The sequence below is a fragment of the Mycobacterium kansasii ATCC 12478 genome (genome assembly GCF_000157895.3).
GTDB lineage: Bacteria > Actinomycetota > Actinomycetes > Mycobacteriales > Mycobacteriaceae > Mycobacterium > Mycobacterium kansasii.
The window spans coordinates 934,645-952,858 of sequence record NC_022663.1 but is presented as its reverse complement, the minus strand read 5'-3'; the positions used below and the strand labels follow the sequence as shown (position 1 = coordinate 952,858).

Genomic DNA, 18,214 nt, shown 5'->3' with positions numbered 1-18,214 from the left:
TCACATGCATGAGGCTATTGGAGTCGGCCCCGCAAAGCGGCGGGCGGGCCACCCCGTTCAAGCCGTTTTGGCCGCGTGCTTGTCGACGTAGTTCACCACGTCGGTGAGGGTGCGAAGAGACGCGTAGTCCGACTCGGGAATGTCGACGTGCATCCGTTTGTGGATCCCGAGAAGGAAGTTCAGCCAGTCCATCGAATCGAGGTCAACTTGATCGCGCAGCAGCACGTCGTCGCGGATGTCGTCGGCGTCGACTTCAGGCGCGATGGTGGTCAATACGGACAGCACCGCGTCACGGGTGTTCTGTTGGGTCGTCATGTCTGCATCACTTTTCCAAGAGGTCGGGTTGTTGGAGGAGTTCATTGATGGCGCTCAGGAACAGGGCGCCGCGGTGGCCGTCGCTGGCCCGGTGGTCGGCGGCGAGGGTGCCCTGCACGGTGGTGACGACGCGAATGCCGCCGTCGATGACGCAGACCCGCTGGCTCGGCTTACCGAAGCCGACGATGGCGACCTGCGGTGGGTAGATCACCCCGAAGACCGTGTCGACGCCCTGGTCGCCGAGGTTGGTCACCGTGATGGTCGGGTCCGACATCTCCGAGCTCCGCAACGAAAAGGAACGTGCCCGCGCCACCAGGTCGGTGAGGTCGCCCATCAAGTCGTCGAGCTTCTTGTCGGGAACGTCGTGGATGGCCGGTGCGACCAGCCCCCCGCCGCGCAGCGAAATCCCTACGCCGACATGAACACCCGTTGCGGGCTGGAACCCGTCGTCGCGCCAAAAACCGTTGAACTCGCCGTACCGTTGGGCTGCGAGGCCGACGGCCTTCAACAGCAAAACGGCCGGCAGCACCCGCTCGGTGATGGATCGCTGGGCGTTTCGCGCGGTCAGCCAGGTCAGCGACTTTTCCATGATGATTTCGTCGGCAAGGTAGTAGTGCGGAATCTCGCGCTTGGACCGGCTCATCGCCGCCGCAATGGATTTCCGCATCAGCGCGGCGCGGTCGGCCGCGGTCGGTTTGGTGGCGATCTTGGCCGACGGCTTTTCGGCCGGTTTGGCCGCCGCCGCATGCTCGACGTCGTTGATGGTGACCGCTCCCTGCGGACCGGTGCCGGTGACGGTGTCGAGATCGACGTGCAGCGTCTGCGCCAGTCGGCGGGCGGCGGGGGAGACCCACCGACGGTGTCCCGGAGGTGCCACGCCGGCCGGGGCCGCCGCACGCGAGGGCGCCGGCGCCGGCGCTGCGGCGGCCGCGATCGGGGGCCGGACCCGCTTGCGCGGTTGTTTCGCCGGGCGCTCACCCGGTTCCAGCAACGTCGCCAACGGGGTTCCCACTTCGACGGTTTCGCCCACCGGCACCAGCAACTCGTTGACCGTGCCCTCCTGCCAGCACTCGATTTCCACTGCGGCCTTGGTGGTTTCGATGATCGCCACGATCTGCCCGCGGGTCACCTTGTCGCCGGGTTTGACCAGCCATTCATTCAGGGTGCCCTCGTCCATGTCGGAGCCGAGTGCGGGCATGGTGAACTCGATCATGATTGGTCACCGAACATGTCGCGCACGGCGGCGACGATCTTGGCGGGCTGCGGCAGCGCCGCCTCCTCCAAGTGTTTGGCATACGGAATCGGAACCTCTGCGCTGCAGACCCGGCCCACCGGTGCATCGAGGTCGTAGAACGCGCCCTCCATGATTTGCGCCGAGATTTCTCCCGCCAAACTGCCACTGCGCCACGCCTCGTCGATCACCACCGCGCGGTGTGTCTTGCGGACCGATTCCAGGATGGTGTCGGTGTCCAGCGGCCGCAGCACCCGCAGATCGATGACTTCGCAGTCGATTCCGGCCAGTGACAGCTCGTTGGCCGCGTCGAGCGCCTTGCCCAGACAGCCCCCGTAGGCGATCAGCGTTACGTCGGCGCCGCTGCGGCGCACCGCCGCCCGGCAGATATCGGTCGGTTTGAGCGCCTCGACGTCGGCCGAGGTGTTGTAGAGCTGAACGTGCTCGAAAATGATCACCGGGTCGGGGTCGGCCAACGCGGGGGCCAGCATGCCATAGGCGTCCTCGATGGTTGCCGGAGCCACCACCTTGATGCCCGGAATGTGGGCGTACCACGGCTCGAGGCTATGGGAGTGCTGAGCGGCGAGTTGACGCCCGGCTCCGGTCGCCATCCGCACGACGATCGGCACCGAGAACTGCCCGCCGGACATGTGTCGCAGCGCCGCAGCGGTATTGACGATCTGGTCCAGCGCCAGCAGGCTGAAGTTCACCGTCATGACTTCGACGATCGGGCGTAATCCGTTGAGGGCCGCGCCGATTCCGATACCGACGAAACCCAGCTCGGACAGCGGGGTGTCGCGCACCCGGTCCGGGCCGAATTCCTCCAGCAGGCCCTTGGACGCGGCGTACGTTCCGCCGTAGCGTCCGACGTCTTCGCCCATCAGCACGACGTGCGGGTCGTTGCTCAAGGCGTCGCGAATGCCGTCGTGAACCGCGGTTCGGTAGCTGGTCTTCATCGCGTCGGCTCCCAAGTCGATTCGTCGGCCGCGGTGCTCTCCCCGACCGGCGTCAGCACATCACGCGCGAGGTCGGCCGGGTCTTCCCACGTCCCGGCTTCGGCGTAGGCCACCGCGGCCTCGATCTCGGCGGCCGCCGCATCCTCGATCTCGCGCACGTCGTCGTCGGTGAGAGTGCCGCTGTCCAGGCACTGTTCGGTGAATAGCCGGATCGGGTCGCGCTCGCGCCAACGCTGGACTTCGGCCTTGTCGCGGTACAGTTCCGGGTCGAACATCGAATGCGCGCGGAACCGGTAGGTACGGAACTCGATGAAGAACGGGCCGCCGGTGTTGCGGACGTGGTCGACACCCTGTTGCGTGGCGTTGAGGCACGCCTCGACGTCCATCCCGTCCACGGCCAGCGTCGGAACCTTATACGACGCCGCCTTGACGGTGAGGTCGGTCTGCGACTGCGCCCGGTCCAGTGCGGTACCCATGGCGTAAAGGTTGTTCTCGCACAGGAACAACACCGGCAGGTTCCACAGCGCCGCCATGTTCAACGACTCGTGAAAGGCGCCCTCGGCGACCGCGCCGTCGCCGAAATAGCATGCTGTCACGCGGTTTCGCTTCAGCATCGCGTCGGCGAGCGCGACACCCACCGCCAGCGGCAGGCCGCCGGCCACAATCGCGTTGCCGCCGTAGAACCGCCTGGACTTGTCGAACAGGTGCATCGACCCGCCGCGGCCGCGCGAGCAGCCCTCCTGCTTGCCGAACATCTCGGCCATGATCGAGGTCATCGGGATACCGCGCAGCAGCGCGTGCGCATGTTCGCGGTAGGTCGCCACCACCGCGTCGTCCTCGGCCAGGGCGCGCAGGGAACCGGCGGCCACGGCCTCCTCGCCGACGTAGAGATGCAGGAACCCCCGAATCTTGGCCGCGCTGTAGAGTTCTGCGCATTTTTCTTCCATCCGGCGCACCCGGACCATATCCGCCAGCAGTTCCTGCGCCAGCTTCGTATCGGTCACTGCGACACCTCCTGGGGCTCCTGTTGCTGAGGAGCGGTCAAGTTCTCCACGGTCGACGTATCGCCTTCGGGTAGCCCGAGTTCGCGGGCCTTCAGCAGCCGCCGCATGATCTTGCCGCTGCTGGTGTGCGGCAACGCATCGACGAACTGAATCTCCTTGGGCGCCACGGCAGCTCCGAGCCGCTTGCGGGCGTGTCCGAGCAGCTGCAGGCGCAGGTCGTCGTCGGCGACGAAACCGTCCTTGAGGGTGACAAAGGCTTTGATGACCGAGCCGACGGTCGGATCCGGCTTGCCGATGACGGCCGCCTCGGCCACCGCCGGATGGTCGGTCAGCGCGCTTTCCACCTCGAACGGCCCGATCAGATGGCCGGCGGATTTGATCACGTCGTCCTTGCGGCCGACGAACCAGAAGTAGCCGTCGGCGTCCTTCTTCGCCAGATCGCCGGTGAGATAAAGCCCGTCGCTGAAGCACTTTCGATACCGGTCCTCGGCGTGCAGATAGCCGCGGAACATCGACGGCCAGCCCGGCTTGAGGGCCAGCTCACCCTCCACGTCCGGCTCCTCGATCACCGACGTGCTGCCGTCGTCGTTCTGGTGCACGATGTAGGCGTCCACCCCAGGTAACGGCCGGCCCATCGAGCCGGGCTTGATGTCGAACGCCGGCGTGTTGGCGATCATGATCCCACCGGTTTCGGTTTGCCACCAATTGTCGTGAATCGGTAAGCCCAGCACCCGTTTTCCCCACCAGACCGCTTCGGGATTGAGTGGTTCGCCCACACTGGCGATGAACCGCAGCTGGGGGAAGCGATAGTGCCCCGCAAGTTCGGCCCCCGCCTTGATCAGCATCCTGATGCCGGTCGGTGCGGTGTACCAGACCGAGACACTTTGGTCCTGCAGTATCCGGTACCACCGTTCGGCGTCGAACTCCGCTTCGTCGACAACCGACGTCACGCCGTGCAGCAGGGGACTGATGATGCCGTACGACGTTCCGGTGACCCATCCGGGATCGGCTGTGCACCAATAGATGTCGTCGGGATGAAGATCGAGTGCGTAGCGGCCGGTGACATAGTGCATCGCGACGGCGCCGTGGACATGGATGGCGCCCTTGGGGGTGCCCGTGGTGCCACTGGTGAAGTGCAGTAGGGCCGGGTCGTCGGCGGTGGTCGGCTCGACCGGCGTGTTCTCGTCGGCCGCGGTCATCCAGTCCCAGAAGTTGAGCGTTCCCGGCAGCTGCTCGCCCGACTTGTCGTCGTCCACCACGAGGACATGCCGCACCGACGTCAACCGGTCGCGGATCTTGGCGATCTTGCGCTGGTAGATCGCCTTCGTGGTCACCAGCACGTCGGCTTGCCCGATTTCGACTCGGGTGGCGATCGGCTCGGGGCCGAAAGCCGAGAACAACGGCGACACGACACTGCCGTTGCGCAGCGCGCCCAGCATCGTGATGTAGAGCTCGGGGATGCGGCCCATGATCGTGAACACGCGGTAGCCCTTGTTGATGCCCAGCGCGCGCAACACGCCGGTGAATCGCGCCGCAAGCCGGCTCAGCTCCGCATAGCTGAGATCCCGCGTGGACATCGCGCCGTCCCAGCTTTTGTCGGTGACGAACCGCAATGCGGTATGCGTTGCGGCCGGGCCGGCCGCGTCCTGGACGTGTCTGTCCAGGGCGGCGTAGCCGATGTTGCATCTGTTTTCCCCCATGCCCTCACACAGCGCCGGCACATCGGACCACCTGAACTGGGCGCGTGCCTGCTCGTAGTCGCTGAGATTGGGGGGAACGCGGTAGTCGTGGGGCGTCTTGTGAATGACATCCATCAATGGTCCTAACGATTCGACACGGCTAATGCCCAGCGCGAAGCCGTGGCCTATTCATCGTTTTCATCGTTTTCCCGGGACTGGCCACCCGATAGAGAAGAAAGTCATCAAGTCCACTGCCGGTTGTCCCTTCGAATCGAACTCGGCGGGCAGGGGAGTTGGCCCGGAAGGGCGGTGCCGGCCCTTCAAGGCCCTTCAAGGCCCTTCAAGGCCCTTCAAGGCCCAATGCCCGCCGCGCCGGGGACCAAGGACTCTGGCGTCGGCTCTCGGCTGCGACGAAAGTCGAAGTCAGATCACAAGGCAGGTGAATGCGATGACCCAAGCGATGGTCGACACCGGGGTAATCACGAAGGCCGTGGAGTTGGCGTGCCATGCTCCTTCACTGCACAACAGCCAGCCGTGGCGGTGGTTGGCGGACAGCACGGCCGTCGATTTGTTCCTCGACCCGCACCGATTGGTGACCTCGGCAGACAGCTCGGGTCGCGAAGCGGTGATCAGTTGCGGCGCCCTGCTCGATCACTTTCAGGTCGCCATGGCCGCCGCCGGGTGGAACGCGGCTGTCGACCTTTTTCCCAACCCCAACGATCTGGACCACCTGGCCTCGATCGACTTCGCCCCGATGGACTATGTCACCCAACCCCGGCGTGACCGGGCCGACGCGATATTGCGTCGCCGAACCGACCGGCGTCCATTCCGGGCGCCAAGCGAATGGGCGTCATTGGAATCCGTGCTGCGCAGCTCCTTCGAAAACGACGGGATCGAGCTCGCGGTATTGGCCGACGAGGCGCGGCCCCGACTCGCCGAGGCGTCCCGGCTCACCGAGGCCCTGCGCCGCTACGACGACTCATACCATCATGAATTAGCTTGGTGGACAGCGCCTTCCAGGGAATCTGAAGGGATACCCGAAAGCGCGCTGGCGTCCGGGTCGGCGGCTCGGGCGGTGGCTGTGAATCGCCGGTTCCCCACTGACTGGCACAGCGAGCGCAGTTCGGCCAGCAGGCCGGATCAAGCCAGAATCGTGGTGCTGTCGACGCCCGGCGACACGCGCGCCGACGCACTCGATTGCGGCCGGGCGCTGTCGGCCGTATTGCTGGAGTGCACCCTTGCCGGATTGGCGACCTGTCCGGTCACCCATCTCACCGAGATAGCAGCCAGCCGCGCCATCGTCGGCGATCTCGTCGGCAGCCCGGCGGTACCTCAGGTGTTGATCCGGGTCGGTGTAGCACCTGCCGGCGAGATTCCCCCGCCCACACCGCGACGACTGTTGCGCGACGTGCTGGAGTTTCGCCGCTGAACCATGGCGATCGGACCCCCGGTCAGGCCGCACCGATTACCGATCACAGGTGACTTCCGGCCCTATGCGCCGGCCGAAAAGCGCCGAATCATTGGGCCAACCCGGCGAATCGAAGAAGCCGCGTGCACACACAAAAGAAAACACAAAGGAAATTGGTATGGGTTCTCCGCTGGGAAACGCCCCACTATTGACAGATTCCGATCTCGATGCGCTGGCGATGCAGTTCCTCGACTCGGCATATGCCGACTACAACAAATATTCCGAGTGGCCGCTGGATCGGCGGATCGAGGGTTTTCTGCTGCGCCGGGGGCTTGTCCGTCTCGCCGAAGACGGCGACGCATATGGCCTGATCCTGGACCGTGTCATGGCCTACCTGGGGGCAGCGCATCGTCGAGGTCCCGGCACCGGCGGCAGAGCCGACGAACGGCCCCGCCGGCCCGGGACTTCGGTCCCTATCGTCGGCCGGGATTGACTGGTCGGATAGAAATCGCCACCACGACGAGTCGAAAATCAAGGAGATAATCATGACTTCTTTCTCCGTGCAGCGCCGGCCCAGGTCACTGTTCCCGGACTTTTCCGAACTGCTCGCCGGCTTTCCGTCGTTTGCCGGCCCGCGTGTCGCGGCCGAAAGCCGGCTGATGCCGCTCGAGGACGAATTGAAGGACGGCCGCTATGAGGTGCGCGCCGAAATCCCGGGTGTCGACCCGGCAACGGACATCGACATCACCGTGCACGACGGGCGGCTGACCATCAAGGCCGAACGAACCGAGAAGAAAGAATTCGACGGACGCTCGGAATTCTCCTACGGCTCATTCGTTCGGACCGTCGCGTTGCCGGCGGGCGCCGACGAAGACAGCATCGAGGCCACCTACGACAAAGGCATCCTCACCGTCTCCGTTGCCGTGTCGGACGCCAAGCCCGCCGAGCGCCGGATTCCGATCCGGCGCGCGAACTGACTGAGCGCCAAACGCCATGACCAGCTCAGCGAAGACCACCCGGCATGCGCCGCGGCGGGTGTTCCGCGATCGCGGCGAGGCCGGCCGGGTGCTGGCAAGTCTGTTGAGTGCCTACCGCGACCACGAGGACGTGATCGTGTTGGGCCTGGCGCGGGGCGGCATACCCGTCGCCTGGGAGGTGGCGGCGGCGCTGCACGCTCCGCTGGACGCCTTCATCGTCCGTAAGCTCGGCGTTCCCGGCCACGAAGAGTTTGCCTTGGGCGCGCTGGCAAGCGGTGGCCGCGTCGTCGTCAACGACGATGTGGTGCGGGGGTTGCGGATCACGCCGCAGCAACTGCGCGACATCGCCGAGCGCGAGGGCCGCGAGTTGGTCCGCCGCGAGGCCATTTATCGCGCTGGCCGCCCGCCGCTCGACGTCGCCGGCAAGACGGTGATCCTGGTCGACGATGGGTTGGCCACCGGCGCAAGCATGTTCGCGGCGGTGCAGGCGCTGCGCGAAGCCGAGCCCGAACAGATCGTGATCGCGGTTCCGGCCGCCCCGGAATCCACCTGCCGGGAGTTCGCCGGTGTGGTCGATGACGTCGTATGCGCCTCCATGCCCACCCCGTTTCTGGCGGTAGGTGAGTCGTTCTGGGACTTTCGCCAGGTCACCGACGAGGAGGTCCGCCGGCTGTTGGCCACCCCGACCTCGGGCATCTCGGTGATCAGACCCGCGGCGCCGACAGCCGCCGAGGTGATCAGCAGCGTGGCAATCGACGCTCCCGGCGGTGTTCCACCATCTGAAACCCTGGAAGAGCTGATCGGCGACGCGCGGATCGTGTTGATCGGCGAAAGCTCGCACGGCACGCACGAGTTCTACGCGGCCCGGGCCGCCATCACGAAATGGCTGATCGAGGAGAAGGGCTTCTGCGCCGTTGCCGCGGAGGCGGACTGGCCCGACGCCTACCGGGTGAATCGTTATGTGCGCGGCCTGGGCGAGGACCGCAGCGCCGCGGCAGCGTTGAGCGGCTTCGAGCGCTTTCCGGCCTGGATGTGGCGCAACGTCGTGGTCCGCGACTTCGTCGACTGGCTGCGCGCACGCAACCAGCGGCATCGGGCAAATGGTGGACGGCAAGCCGGTTTCTACGGCCTGGACCTGTACAGCCTGCACCGCTCGACGCACGAAGTGATCAGCTTCCTCGACAAGGTCGACCCCACCGCGGCGGCACGGGCACGCTCCCGTTACGCCTGCTTTGACCACACCTCCGCCGACGACGGTCAGGCCTACGGGTACGCGGCGGCATTTGGCGCCGGTCCCTCGTGCGAACGTCAAGCCATCGAGCAATTGGTCGACCTGCAGCGCCACCTGCTCAGCTATGCGCGCAGGGACGGACTGCTCGCCGAGGACGAAGCGTTCTACGCCCAACAAAATGCGCAGACGGTACGCAACGCGGAGGTGTACTACCGCGCGATGTTCAGCGGGCGGGTCACTTCATGGAATTTGCGCGATCAGCACATGGCCCAGACCCTGGACGCACTGCTGAAGCACCTCGATCGCCACGACAATGTCCCACCGGCCCGAATAGTGGTGTGGGCACACAATTCTCACGTCGGGGACGCCCGGGCCACCGAAGTATGGGCCGACGGACAACTCACCCTCGGCCAACTTGTTCGCCAACGATACGGCGACGAATCGCGGCTGATCGGGCTGTGCACCTACTCCGGCACGGTGACCGCTGCCAGCGAATGGGGCGGCATCGCCGAACGCAAGGTGGTTCGACCCGCACTCAACGGAAGCATCGAGCAACTACTTCACGAGACCGGACGTAACGCCTTCCTGGTGTCACCGCAGATAACCCCGGAAGCCGCCGACCCGCTCAGCGTCGTGCGGCTGGGCCGTGCCATCGGGGTGATCTACCTGCCTGCGACGGAACGGCAAAGCCATTACTTCCACGTCCGTCCCGCCGATCAGTTCGACGCGATGATCCACATCGACAAGACGCGTGCGCTCGAACCTCTCGAGACCACCAGTTTGTGGATCGCCGGCGAGACACCGGAAACCTACCCGAGTGGCCTGTAGCGCCGGAGCCAGCGGAGCCACCGGAGATGAAACGGATATGACGAAGCCGGCCCAGCCGGCCCAGCCGGCCCAGCCGGCCGCGACCGGACCGCGAATCGTCACGTTGACCATGAATCCGGCGCTCGACATCACCACCAGCGTCGACGTCGTCCGGCCGACCGAGAAACTGCGCTGCTCGGCGACCCGTTACGACCCGGGCGGCGGCGGGATCAACGTCGCCCGGATCGCGCAGGTCCTCGGCGGGTCGGTGTTTGCGGTGTTTCCCGCTGGCGGGTCGCATGGCGGTCTTCTGGTGCGGCTGCTCAGCGAGGAGAGGTTGCCCTGTGCACACATCCCGATCGCCGCGTCGACGCGGGAAAGCTTCACCGTCAACGAGACCAGCACCGGCCGGCAGTACCGGTTCGTGCTTCCCGGACCTCAACTGACATCGGCAGACCAGCAGCGATGTCTTCAGGAACTGCGGTTTGCCGCGCGTTCCGCCGAATTCGTGGTGGCCAGCGGCAGCCTGCCGCCGGGGGTACCCGCCGATTACTACCAGCGGGTTGCCGATGTCTGCCGCCAGCTCGGTGCCAGGTTCGTGCTGGATACCTCCGGTGGCGGCCTGCAGCACATCTCCCACGGGGCCTTCCTGCTCAAGGCAAGCGTGCGAGAGCTCCAGGAGTGCGCCGGACGGGAGTTGGACACCGAGTCCGCGCAATTCGGCGCCGCACATGAGCTGATCGACCGCGGCCTTGCGCATGCCGTGGTGGTTTCGCTGGGATCGCACGGCGCGCTGCTGGCCACACGCGACACCAGTGAGCGGTTTTCGGCGGTTCCGATGGGTCACGGAAGCGGCGTCGGGGCCGGCGACGCGATGGTCGCCGCGATCACGGTGGGTCTGTGTCGCGGCTGGCCGCTGGCTGAGTCGGTTCGGTTGGGGATTGCGGCGGGCGCGGCAATGCTGCTGACACCCGGTACGGCGGCCTGTGAGCGCGCGGATGTGGAGAGGTTGTTCGAACAGGTTGCCCAGCCCTCCGAAGTCACCGAAGTCACCGAAGTCACCGGCATGGCCACCGGTGCGATAGGACCGTGAGGGTTCGACGGGGGCGCTCGGCGGAACCCGCCGGGGACGAACGACATTCCAGGTAAGGCCGAACGGCCCCTGCCCACGGAGCCAATTCCGCAATAGCCTGACATTAAGCGGGTCGAAGTAGTCAGGAGCCGACATGTCGCAGCCGGACCCGAAGTCGGTGGTCGTGGCCGTCAATGGCTCACAAGCCGCGGTCAACGCCGCCAAGTGGGCGATCGAAGAGGCAAGGGGCCGGCAGCTGCCGCTTCGCCTGGTGTATGTCATCCCTGCCGCTGATGTGCCGGGCGGGTCGGCGCAGAACTCCGAATGGGAGCTCGAACGCGCCGAACGGGCGCTGTACCAGGCGGACGGGGCCATCCAGGGCGAAGGACGACCGGTCGAGACCGAAACCGCAATCCGATCCGGGGATCCGGCACAGGTATTGATCGGTGAATCGCAGGACGCCGCCCTCATCTGCGTCGGCACCGCGCGGCGGGGCAGGGCAGCCGACGGGTTGTTGGGCCCGACCGCCGCCGCGTTGGTCACGGGCGCCCACTGCCCGGTCGCGATAGTGCGGACCAATCCCGACGGTTCGCCCACCAAGCTGGGCGTGATCGCCGTCGTCCTCAACGACGAAGCCGACAACGACGAAGTCGTGCACCAGGCGATGGAGGAGGGGCGGCGCCGGCATGCCACGGTGCGCCAGATCGATCGCCGGCTCAATAGCTGGGTCCGCCGCTATCCGGACGTGCCCGTCCAAATCGTTGCCGCGGGCACCGGCGCGAAGGCCGCCGAGCGCCACGGCAGCGCGATCGACCTGGCCGTTGTCGGCGAGACCGACGCCGAGCAGCTCCCCGAACTGGCTACGCCCAATTGCCATCCGATCTTGGGCTATCCCGACTGCTCGATCCTGGTGGTTCGGCACTGAAATCGGGTGGCAGAGCACGCCGGGCATTTCGGCCAGTTGCGAGCACGGCGTACCCACCGATTTAGGTGCCGCGCCACCCGGTTTATCGCTCGACCCCGTGAACGGAAAACCCGTCGGCCACGTCGTGTTCGACGGTGGTAGGTAGCACTACGACGCCGGGTGACGGCGTACCGCGCCGATCGTGTCCAGGGTCGGCATGCAGGGCGCGCAGGGTGTCCGAGGGACACGAAAGAGATGCCAACCGACATCGCCGTCCAATATCGGCGATAGTGGTCAATAGTGGGGAATAGTTGGGAGTTGGCGCGGTCAGCTGAAAGGACTCGCAATGGTTAAGGTTTTCTTGGTCGATGACCATGAAGTCGTCCGTCGCGGACTGACCGATCTGCTCGCATCCGACCCTGACCTCGAGATCGTCGGCGAAGCCGGATCGGTATCCGAAGCAATGGCGAAGATCCCGGCGTTGCAGCCGGACGTCGCCGTGCTCGACGTGCGCCTGCCCGACGGAAACGGCATCGAATTGTGCCGTGACCTGCTGTCCGATCAGCCCGAATTACGGTGTCTGATGCTGACGTCGTTCACCTCCGATGAAGCGATGCTGGAGGCGATCCTGGCCGGCGCCAGCGGTTTCGTCGTCAAAGACATCAAGGGTATGGAGCTGGCCCGGGCGATCAAAGACGTCGGCGCCGGCAAATCGCTGCTGGACAACCGGGCGGCCGCAGCGCTGATGGCAAAGCTGCGGGGCGGGGCGGAGCATCATGATCCGCTGTCCGGATTGACCGAGCAGGAGCGCACGCTGCTGGGACATCTCAGTGAGGGATTGACCAACCGGCAGATCGCCGCCCGGATGTTTCTGGCCGAGAAAACGGTGAAGAACTATGTGTCGCGCCTGCTCGCCAAACTCGGCATGGAGCGGCGAACCCAGGCAGCGGTGTTCGCCTCGAGGCTGGGTCAAGGGTCTGCGCCGCCAACGCCCGGCAACTGATGCGTTCTGCCAAGACCCGTTCTGCCAAGACCTCGGCCGGAATCATCGCCGGTCAGCGCGGCCGGCGAACCGTGGGCTCCGAGGTCAATGGCTGCATGGCTGCGAGGTGGTTAAGCTGGTCAGCGACATCCGATTGTCGCCGACACAACACCGGCTGTCGTAAGCCGACAGGCGTGGAAGGTTTCAAATCAGGTGGCCAGTGACCAAAGCGGCTCGCCATTTGCGGGGTTGGGTCAGCCTGGACTAGTGGACAGGATGCACGCGCAGCTCGACGAGTTGCTGGCGGCCCGTGACCAAATGGCGCAATTGCTGCGGGTGATCGTCGAGATCGGCTCGGATCTCGACCTCGACGGAACTCTGCGGCGGATCGTCACCGCGGCCAGGGAATTGACCGCCGCCCCCTACGGGGCCCTGGCCGTCCGTGATCCCGAGGGAACGTTGCTGTCGTTCATCCACGAGGGGATAGACGCCGAGATGGCGCGACGGATCGGGCACCTGCCGGTCGGCAAGGGGGTGCTGGGTGTCTCACTCGTCGAAACGCCGGCGTTGCGCCTGGATGACCTGACCGCGCACCCGGCTGCCTGCGGGTTCCCCGAGCACCATCCCCCGATGCGCGCGTTTCTCGGCGTGCCGATCATGATCCGCGGGACGGTGTTCGGCCACCTCTACCTCACCCATGTCGACCCCGGGCGGGTCTTCTCCGAATCCGACGAGTTCTTGGCTCGCGCGCTGGCGTTCGCGGCCGGGGTCGCCATCGACAACGCGCAGGTACTTGAGCGCGAGCGCACGGCGGTGAAGTGGATGGAGGCCAGTCGCGAGATCACGACCGCACTGCTGACCAGCGCCGAGCCGCAGCGGCGTCCGTTGCGGTTGATCGCGGAAAAGGCATGCGCGCTAACCGATGCCGAACAGGCGATCGTGCTGGTTCCGCTCGATGCCGACCAGCCGCCCGACGAGATCGACACGCTGGTTGTTTCCGCCGCGGTTGGGAGGCATGCCGCCGAGGTCGTCGGCCAACGGGTCCCGGTGGACGGCTCGACCACGGGCACCGTTTTCCGGTCCGGCCAACCGTTGATCACCGAGGCGTTCAACCACAGAATTCCCGCGTTCACCGACGTCGCACAACGCTCTGCGATTCTGATGCCACTTCGCGCCCACGACCACGTCGCCGGGGTGATCGCCATTGCCCGCGGCGCCGACAAGCCGCCCTTCGACGTCAGCTATGTGGATTTGGTGAGCAATTTCGCCACCCACGCCGCGATCGCGCTGATGCTGGCGTCCGGCCGTGAGGACGCGCGGCAGCTGACCATCCTGGCCGAACGCGAGCGCATCGCTCACGACCTGCACGACCACGTCATCCAGCGGCTGTTCGCCACCGGGATGGATCTGCAGGGCACGCTTGCCCGGGCGCGCTCACCGGAGGTGATCGGCCGGCTCAGCCGCACGCTCGATGATCTGCAGACCATCATCGAGGAGATCCGCACCGCCATCTTCCAGCTGAAGGCTCCGCTGGAGCGCGACGGCGGCTTCCGGCACCGCATTCAGGCAGTGGTCGCCGACCTGACCGAGCATCGCGACATCGTCACTACCGTGCAGATCGATGGCCCGATGGCCGCCGTCGGCGACGAACTGGCCGACCACGCCGAAGCGGTCACCACCGAGGCCGTCAGCAACGCCCTGCGTCACTCGGGCGCTACCCAGCTGACCATCGAGGTGGGCGTCGCCGACATGTTCAGCCTTGACATCGTCGACAACGGGTGTGGCCTGCCCGCCGACATTTCGCGCCGCAGCGGCCTGGCCAACATGAAGCACCGGGCCGAACAACTCGGCGGCAGCTGCGAGATCAACAGTGCACCCGACGGCGGCACCCGGGTCCACTGGACGGCTCCGCTGGGCGACTGCTGACGACGGCTGGTCGGCGGGTGGCGTTGTCACCGTAACGGTTGGCCCGCCGCTGTGGCGGCGCGGTCAGTTCGGCACCACGAGCACCGAATGCCCATCGCGGCGTGGCACGTGGAATGTCACCGGGCCGACCATCCGCGCGACGTCGCCGGCGTCGTCGCTGCCCACGACGGCCAATTGGATCGCTTCCTCGGTCCTGCCGAGAAATTCGGCGACCCCATGCCGGGCGGCTGCCGGTTGGACGTGGAGGTCGCGATACTGACCAACCCAGCGGTCGAGCCGACGATTCAGCTGCTCATAGCGAATCTCACCCAAACCCCAGCGCCAGACACCCATCGCCAGAATCGGCGCCCCGCGAAGGTGCGCCTCCCGGAAGCCCTGTTCGAGCACCGCGTCGTTGGCCGGTGAATCCTCGACGACAACAGCGATCCAGGCCGAATCCGGCACGACGTCGTTATGGCCGGTGCGGATGACCGCGGTCGGACACCGGGCCTTACGCGCCACCGCCTCGGCCGTCGAGCCCAGCAGCTTGCGAGCGACCCGCCCTATACCTACCGACCCCACGCAAACCATTGCCGCCGAACGTGATTCGTCGATCAGGGTGCCGCCGGGTGACCCGTGGACGATCTCGGTTTCGACTTTGACGGCCTCGTCCATGGCATGCAGCGCGGCCGCGGCGCCGTGGAGGGCCATTTCGGCGTATTCGACGTCCAGACTCTCGTCGCCGGCGGGCACATCGGCGCCGCGGGGGATCGCATGGATCAACCGGAGCGGGATGTCGCGGCTGATCGCTTCGGTAATTGCCCACTTGGCGGCATTGATCGCGGCGTCCGACCCGTCGATGCCCACAACTATTCGTGACTGCGGATGATTCATCGCATCCTCCCGATCAGACGGCCCGCCCGCAGACCAGGGAACCCGTCTCTTCGCGAGGTTATTGCGTATCGCGGGTCGCCGGCAGGGTCGTTTGACCCCTGCTCGCGAGGCGTTGGTCCCCGCCGGGTCCGTCGGTGTGCCGCGTGGCGTGGCGAAGGTCTCACGGCCACGCGGTTGGGGACTTAAGCCTCACGACCTCCGACGGCGCCGCCACTACCGTTGTGGTGGCTGAGGGAGAAGGGAATGTCTGCAACCATGAAACGTCTTGGCATCGTCGTCGGCGTCGACGGATCGGCCGCGTCGAATGCGGCAGTGTCGTGGGCAGCACAGGACGCCACGCTGCGCCACCTTCCACTGACCTTGGTTCACATGGTGAATGCGGCCGTGCCGATGTGGCCCGAGATGCCGATGTCGATGGGCATGGCCGCGTGGCAGGAGGAAGACGGCCGTCAGGTCCTCGAACAGGCGGTCAAGATCGCCGAGCAGGCCGTGCAGGCCCATCGGGAGATCACCATTCACACCGAGCTGAGATGGTCGCCGCCGGTGCCCACGCTGGTAGAACTGTCCGCCGAAGCAGAGTTGGTGGTGGTGGGCAGCTACGGGCGCGGAGCGGTGGCCCGGGCGGTCCTGGGCTCGGTCGGTTCGGCGCTACTGCGCCGCGCGACCTGTCCGGTCGCGGTCGTCCGCGACCCAGACCCGGCCGCCGATCCCGCGCATCCTGCTCAGCTGCCGCAAGCGCCCGTCGTGGTCGGAATCGATGGCTCGCCGGTCTCGGAGCTGGCGACGGCCATTGCCTTCGACGAGGCGTCGCGCCGCGGTGTGGAGCTGAAGGCGGTGCATGCCTGGAGCGACCTTGAAGTTGTCGACCTGCCAGGGCTGGACTGGTCGACGGTCAAGGCCGAAGCAGAGCAGACCGTGGCCGAACGCCTGGCCGGCTGGCAGGAGCGGTATCCCGACGTCACGGTTCATCGGCTCGTCGTATGCGACCGGCCGGCCCGCGAGCTGATCGACCAAGCTCAAACCGCCCAACTCGTCGTGCTGGGCAGCCACGGCCGAGGGGGATTCACCGGCATGCTGCTGGGTTCGGTCAGCAATGCGGTGGTTCACTCGGTTCGGACACCGGTGATCGTGGCTCGTCCGTCCTGAGCCGTCCTGGCCGCAGCGCCGAGATGTCCGTAGCAATCGGAACGAGCGCATGGGAGGCCATGATCAACGCCGACAGAGGTACTGCCGACGCCGCGACGACCGCTGGGGTGCCCTACGTCGACGTGCACGAAACCCACACCGGCGTAGTGGTGCTCGCCGGCGACCGGGCCTACAAGGCGAAGAAGCCGGTGTTGACCGACTTCCTGGATTTCCGGACACCTGAGCAACGCGAACGCGCGTGTCTGCGCGAAGTCGAGCTGAACAGCCGGCTGTCTCCCGACAGTTATCTCGGCATCGCGCATCTTTCCGACCCCGCCGGAGGTCCCGCCGAACCGGTCGTAGTGATGCGGCGTTACCGCGACAGCGACCGGTTGGCGTGGCTGGCCGAGCACGGCGGGTCGGAGACGTCGGTTCGCGAGCTACTGGACACCATCGCCGCGGTGCTGGCGCGCTTTCACGAGCATGCCGAGCGAAGTCCACTGATCGACGCCCAGGGCGAGGCCGGCGCGATCAATCGACGCTGGACGGAGAATCTGACCGAACTTCGCCGCTATGCGGGTACGGTGTTCTCCGACGAGTCGATCGGGCAGATCGAGCAGCTGGTTGCCGAATTCGTCTGCGGCCGTGATGTTCTGTTCAACCGCCGGATCGCGGAAGGTTGCATTGTCGACGGCCACGGCGATCTGCTTGCCGACGACATCTTCTGCGTCGCCGACGGTCCGGCCCTGCTCGATTGCCTCGAGTTCGACGACCAACTTCGCTACGTGGACCGTATCGACGATGCAGCCTTCCTGGCCATGGATCTGGAGTTCTTGGGCCGCAACGACCTTGGCGAGTACTTTCTCGAACGCTACCTGGCCCACTCCGGCGATACCGCGCCGAAGCCGCTGCATGACTTCTACATCGCCTATCGCGCGGTAGTGCGGGCCAAGGTCGACTGTGTCCGGCTGTCGCAGGGCAAGTCGGCGTCCGCGGCGGACGCCGCGCGGCATCTGGCCATAGCGACCCGGCATCTGCGCCAAGGCGCGGTTCGGCTGGCGCTCGTCGGCGGCAACCCGGGCACCGGAAAATCCACGGTGGCCCGGGCGCTGGCGGAACGCGTTGGGGCTCAGGTTATATCAACCGACGACGTGCGCCGGCAGCTGCGTGAGTGGGGCGCCATCGCCGGAGAGTCCGGCGTGTTGGATGCCGGCTTGTACAGTCCGCGAAATGTCACGGCCGTCTACGAGGTAGCCCTGCGCCGAGCGCGTCTTAGTCTGGCGAATGGGCGGCCGGTGATCCTCGACGGGACCTGGCGCGATCCGCAGCTGCGGGCCCAAGCGCATCGCCTTGCCGCCGAAGCACATTCGCCGCTGGTGGAACTGCTGTGCACGGCGCCGGTCGACACGGCAGCCGACCGGGTCAGGACCCGGCAACCGGGCAATTCCGATGCGACGCCGCAGATTGCCGCGACCCTGGCCGCTCAGCACAACGGCTGGGACACCGCACATCCGGTCGACACCTCCCGTCCGCTCGAGTTCTCGGTGCGGGAGGCCCACGATGTCTGGGTCGGTGCTACCGGAGCCGGCGCGCCGGGATAGCACAGCCGTCGCAAATCCGCTCCTGGCGGCAACGAGCCGAGCCCAAGGCCCCTCTCGTCGAGGACCAACGGCCCTGTCCGCGCGCGGCGCAAGTTCATAGCGTTGATGTCACAGGCGAAGGGT

The 18,214-nt window shown here is 66.3% G+C and carries 16 protein-coding genes; 10 read left to right on the top strand and 6 right to left on the bottom strand.

What is annotated here, in order from left to right; genetic code table 11:
* Window positions 1-57: 57 nt before the first annotated feature.
* Genes MKAN_RS04060 through acsA form a run of 5 tightly spaced genes read right to left on the bottom strand, consistent with a single transcriptional unit; the run spans window position 58 to window position 5,320 of the window.
* A complete protein-coding gene (locus tag MKAN_RS04060) occupies window positions 58-315 on the bottom strand; it encodes an acyl carrier protein (protein ID WP_023365419.1) in 258 nt (85 codons plus the stop codon).
* A 7-nt stretch (window positions 316-322) separates the two neighbouring features.
* The gene (locus MKAN_RS04055; RefSeq protein ID WP_023365417.1) at window positions 323-1,528 is read right to left on the bottom strand and encodes a dihydrolipoamide acetyltransferase family protein; all 1,206 of its coding nucleotides are present in this window, start codon (window positions 1,526-1,528) and stop codon (window positions 323-325) included.
* Entirely contained in the window at window positions 1,525-2,502 is a 978-nt protein-coding gene (locus tag MKAN_RS04050; protein WP_023365415.1) for an alpha-ketoacid dehydrogenase subunit beta, read from the bottom strand. The genes MKAN_RS04055 and MKAN_RS04050 overlap by 4 nt, the downstream gene beginning before the upstream one ends.
* Entirely contained in the window at window positions 2,499-3,506 is a 1,008-nt protein-coding gene (pdhA, locus tag MKAN_RS04045) for a pyruvate dehydrogenase (acetyl-transferring) E1 component subunit alpha (protein ID WP_023365413.1), read from the bottom strand. Before pdhA ends, MKAN_RS04050 begins: the two co-directional genes overlap by 4 nt.
* A complete protein-coding gene (acsA, locus tag MKAN_RS04040) occupies window positions 3,503-5,320 on the bottom strand; it encodes an acetate--CoA ligase (protein ID WP_023365411.1) in 1,818 nt (605 codons plus the stop codon). Before acsA ends, pdhA begins: the two co-directional genes overlap by 4 nt.
* Window positions 5,321-5,633: 313 nt before the next feature.
* Here acsA and MKAN_RS04035 point away from each other — a divergent pair, with 313 nt between their 5' ends.
* The 8 genes from MKAN_RS04035 (at window position 5,634) to MKAN_RS04000 (ending at window position 14,492) form a co-directional block, all read left to right on the top strand.
* Entirely contained in the window at window positions 5,634-6,614 is a 981-nt protein-coding gene (locus MKAN_RS04035) for an Acg family FMN-binding oxidoreductase (protein ID WP_023365409.1), read from the top strand.
* Between the two features lie 157 nt (window positions 6,615-6,771).
* Window positions 6,772-7,086 (top strand): hypothetical protein, encoded by a 315-nt coding sequence (locus MKAN_RS04030; protein WP_225722850.1) that lies wholly within the window; start codon window positions 6,772-6,774, stop codon window positions 7,084-7,086.
* A 52-nt stretch (window positions 7,087-7,138) separates the two neighbouring features.
* Complete coding sequence (locus MKAN_RS04025; RefSeq protein WP_023365405.1) at window positions 7,139-7,570, top strand: Hsp20/alpha crystallin family protein; 432 nt, start codon at window positions 7,139-7,141, stop codon at window positions 7,568-7,570.
* A gap of 16 nt (window positions 7,571-7,586) precedes the next feature.
* Complete coding sequence (locus MKAN_RS04020) at window positions 7,587-9,629, top strand: erythromycin esterase family protein (protein WP_023365403.1); 2,043 nt, start codon at window positions 7,587-7,589, stop codon at window positions 9,627-9,629.
* Between the two features lie 37 nt (window positions 9,630-9,666).
* Window positions 9,667-10,701, top strand: coding sequence for a 1-phosphofructokinase family hexose kinase (locus MKAN_RS04015; protein WP_042313303.1), 1,035 nt, complete (start codon window positions 9,667-9,669; stop codon window positions 10,699-10,701).
* Window positions 10,702-10,834: 133 nt separating this feature from the next.
* On the top strand, window positions 10,835-11,605 hold the full coding sequence (locus tag MKAN_RS04010; protein ID WP_023365399.1) for a universal stress protein: 771 nt from the start codon (window positions 10,835-10,837) through the stop codon (window positions 11,603-11,605).
* A gap of 325 nt (window positions 11,606-11,930) precedes the next feature.
* Complete coding sequence (locus MKAN_RS04005) at window positions 11,931-12,587, top strand: response regulator (protein ID WP_023365397.1); 657 nt, start codon at window positions 11,931-11,933, stop codon at window positions 12,585-12,587.
* Window positions 12,588-12,842: 255 nt separating this feature from the next.
* Entirely contained in the window at window positions 12,843-14,492 is a 1,650-nt protein-coding gene (locus MKAN_RS04000) for a GAF domain-containing sensor histidine kinase (protein WP_023365395.1), read from the top strand.
* A 63-nt stretch (window positions 14,493-14,555) separates the two neighbouring features.
* On the opposite strand, the gene MKAN_RS03995 is transcribed toward MKAN_RS04000, so the two are convergent.
* Entirely contained in the window at window positions 14,556-15,365 is an 810-nt protein-coding gene (locus MKAN_RS03995; RefSeq protein ID WP_023365393.1) for a universal stress protein, read from the bottom strand.
* A gap of 243 nt (window positions 15,366-15,608) precedes the next feature.
* Between MKAN_RS03995 and MKAN_RS03990 the strand changes: the two genes are divergently transcribed.
* Complete coding sequence (locus MKAN_RS03990) at window positions 15,609-16,511, top strand: universal stress protein (RefSeq protein WP_036393070.1); 903 nt, start codon at window positions 15,609-15,611, stop codon at window positions 16,509-16,511.
* A gap of 59 nt (window positions 16,512-16,570) precedes the next feature.
* On the top strand, window positions 16,571-18,091 hold the full coding sequence (locus tag MKAN_RS03985; protein ID WP_023365389.1) for a bifunctional aminoglycoside phosphotransferase/ATP-binding protein: 1,521 nt from the start codon (window positions 16,571-16,573) through the stop codon (window positions 18,089-18,091).
* The last annotated feature ends 123 nt before the right edge of the window (window positions 18,092-18,214 follow it).

Coding starts and splice junctions, on each gene's coding strand:
- MKAN_RS04060 (WP_023365419.1), bottom strand. CDS start 315: ATGACGACCCAACAGAACACCCGTGACGCGGTGCTGTCCGTATTGACC.
- MKAN_RS04055 (WP_023365417.1), bottom strand. CDS start 1,528: ATGATCGAGTTCACCATGCCCGCACTCGGCTCCGACATGGACGAGGGC.
- MKAN_RS04050 (WP_023365415.1), bottom strand. CDS start 2,502: ATGAAGACCAGCTACCGAACCGCGGTTCACGACGGCATTCGCGACGCC.
- acsA (WP_023365411.1), bottom strand. CDS start 5,320: ATGGATGTCATTCACAAGACGCCCCACGACTACCGCGTTCCCCCCAAT.
- MKAN_RS04035 (WP_023365409.1), top strand. CDS start 5,634: ATGACCCAAGCGATGGTCGACACCGGGGTAATCACGAAGGCCGTGGAG.
- MKAN_RS04030 (WP_225722850.1), top strand. CDS start 6,772: ATGGGTTCTCCGCTGGGAAACGCCCCACTATTGACAGATTCCGATCTC.
- MKAN_RS04025 (WP_023365405.1), top strand. CDS start 7,139: ATGACTTCTTTCTCCGTGCAGCGCCGGCCCAGGTCACTGTTCCCGGAC.
- MKAN_RS04020 (WP_023365403.1), top strand. CDS start 7,587: ATGACCAGCTCAGCGAAGACCACCCGGCATGCGCCGCGGCGGGTGTTC.
- MKAN_RS04015 (WP_042313303.1), top strand. CDS start 9,667: ATGACGAAGCCGGCCCAGCCGGCCCAGCCGGCCCAGCCGGCCGCGACC.
- MKAN_RS04010 (WP_023365399.1), top strand. CDS start 10,835: ATGTCGCAGCCGGACCCGAAGTCGGTGGTCGTGGCCGTCAATGGCTCA.
- MKAN_RS04005 (WP_023365397.1), top strand. CDS start 11,931: ATGGTTAAGGTTTTCTTGGTCGATGACCATGAAGTCGTCCGTCGCGGA.
- MKAN_RS04000 (WP_023365395.1), top strand. CDS start 12,843: ATGCACGCGCAGCTCGACGAGTTGCTGGCGGCCCGTGACCAAATGGCG.
- MKAN_RS03995 (WP_023365393.1), bottom strand. CDS start 15,365: ATGAATCATCCGCAGTCACGAATAGTTGTGGGCATCGACGGGTCGGAC.
- MKAN_RS03990 (WP_036393070.1), top strand. CDS start 15,609: ATGTCTGCAACCATGAAACGTCTTGGCATCGTCGTCGGCGTCGACGGA.
- MKAN_RS03985 (WP_023365389.1), top strand. CDS start 16,571: ATGATCAACGCCGACAGAGGTACTGCCGACGCCGCGACGACCGCTGGG.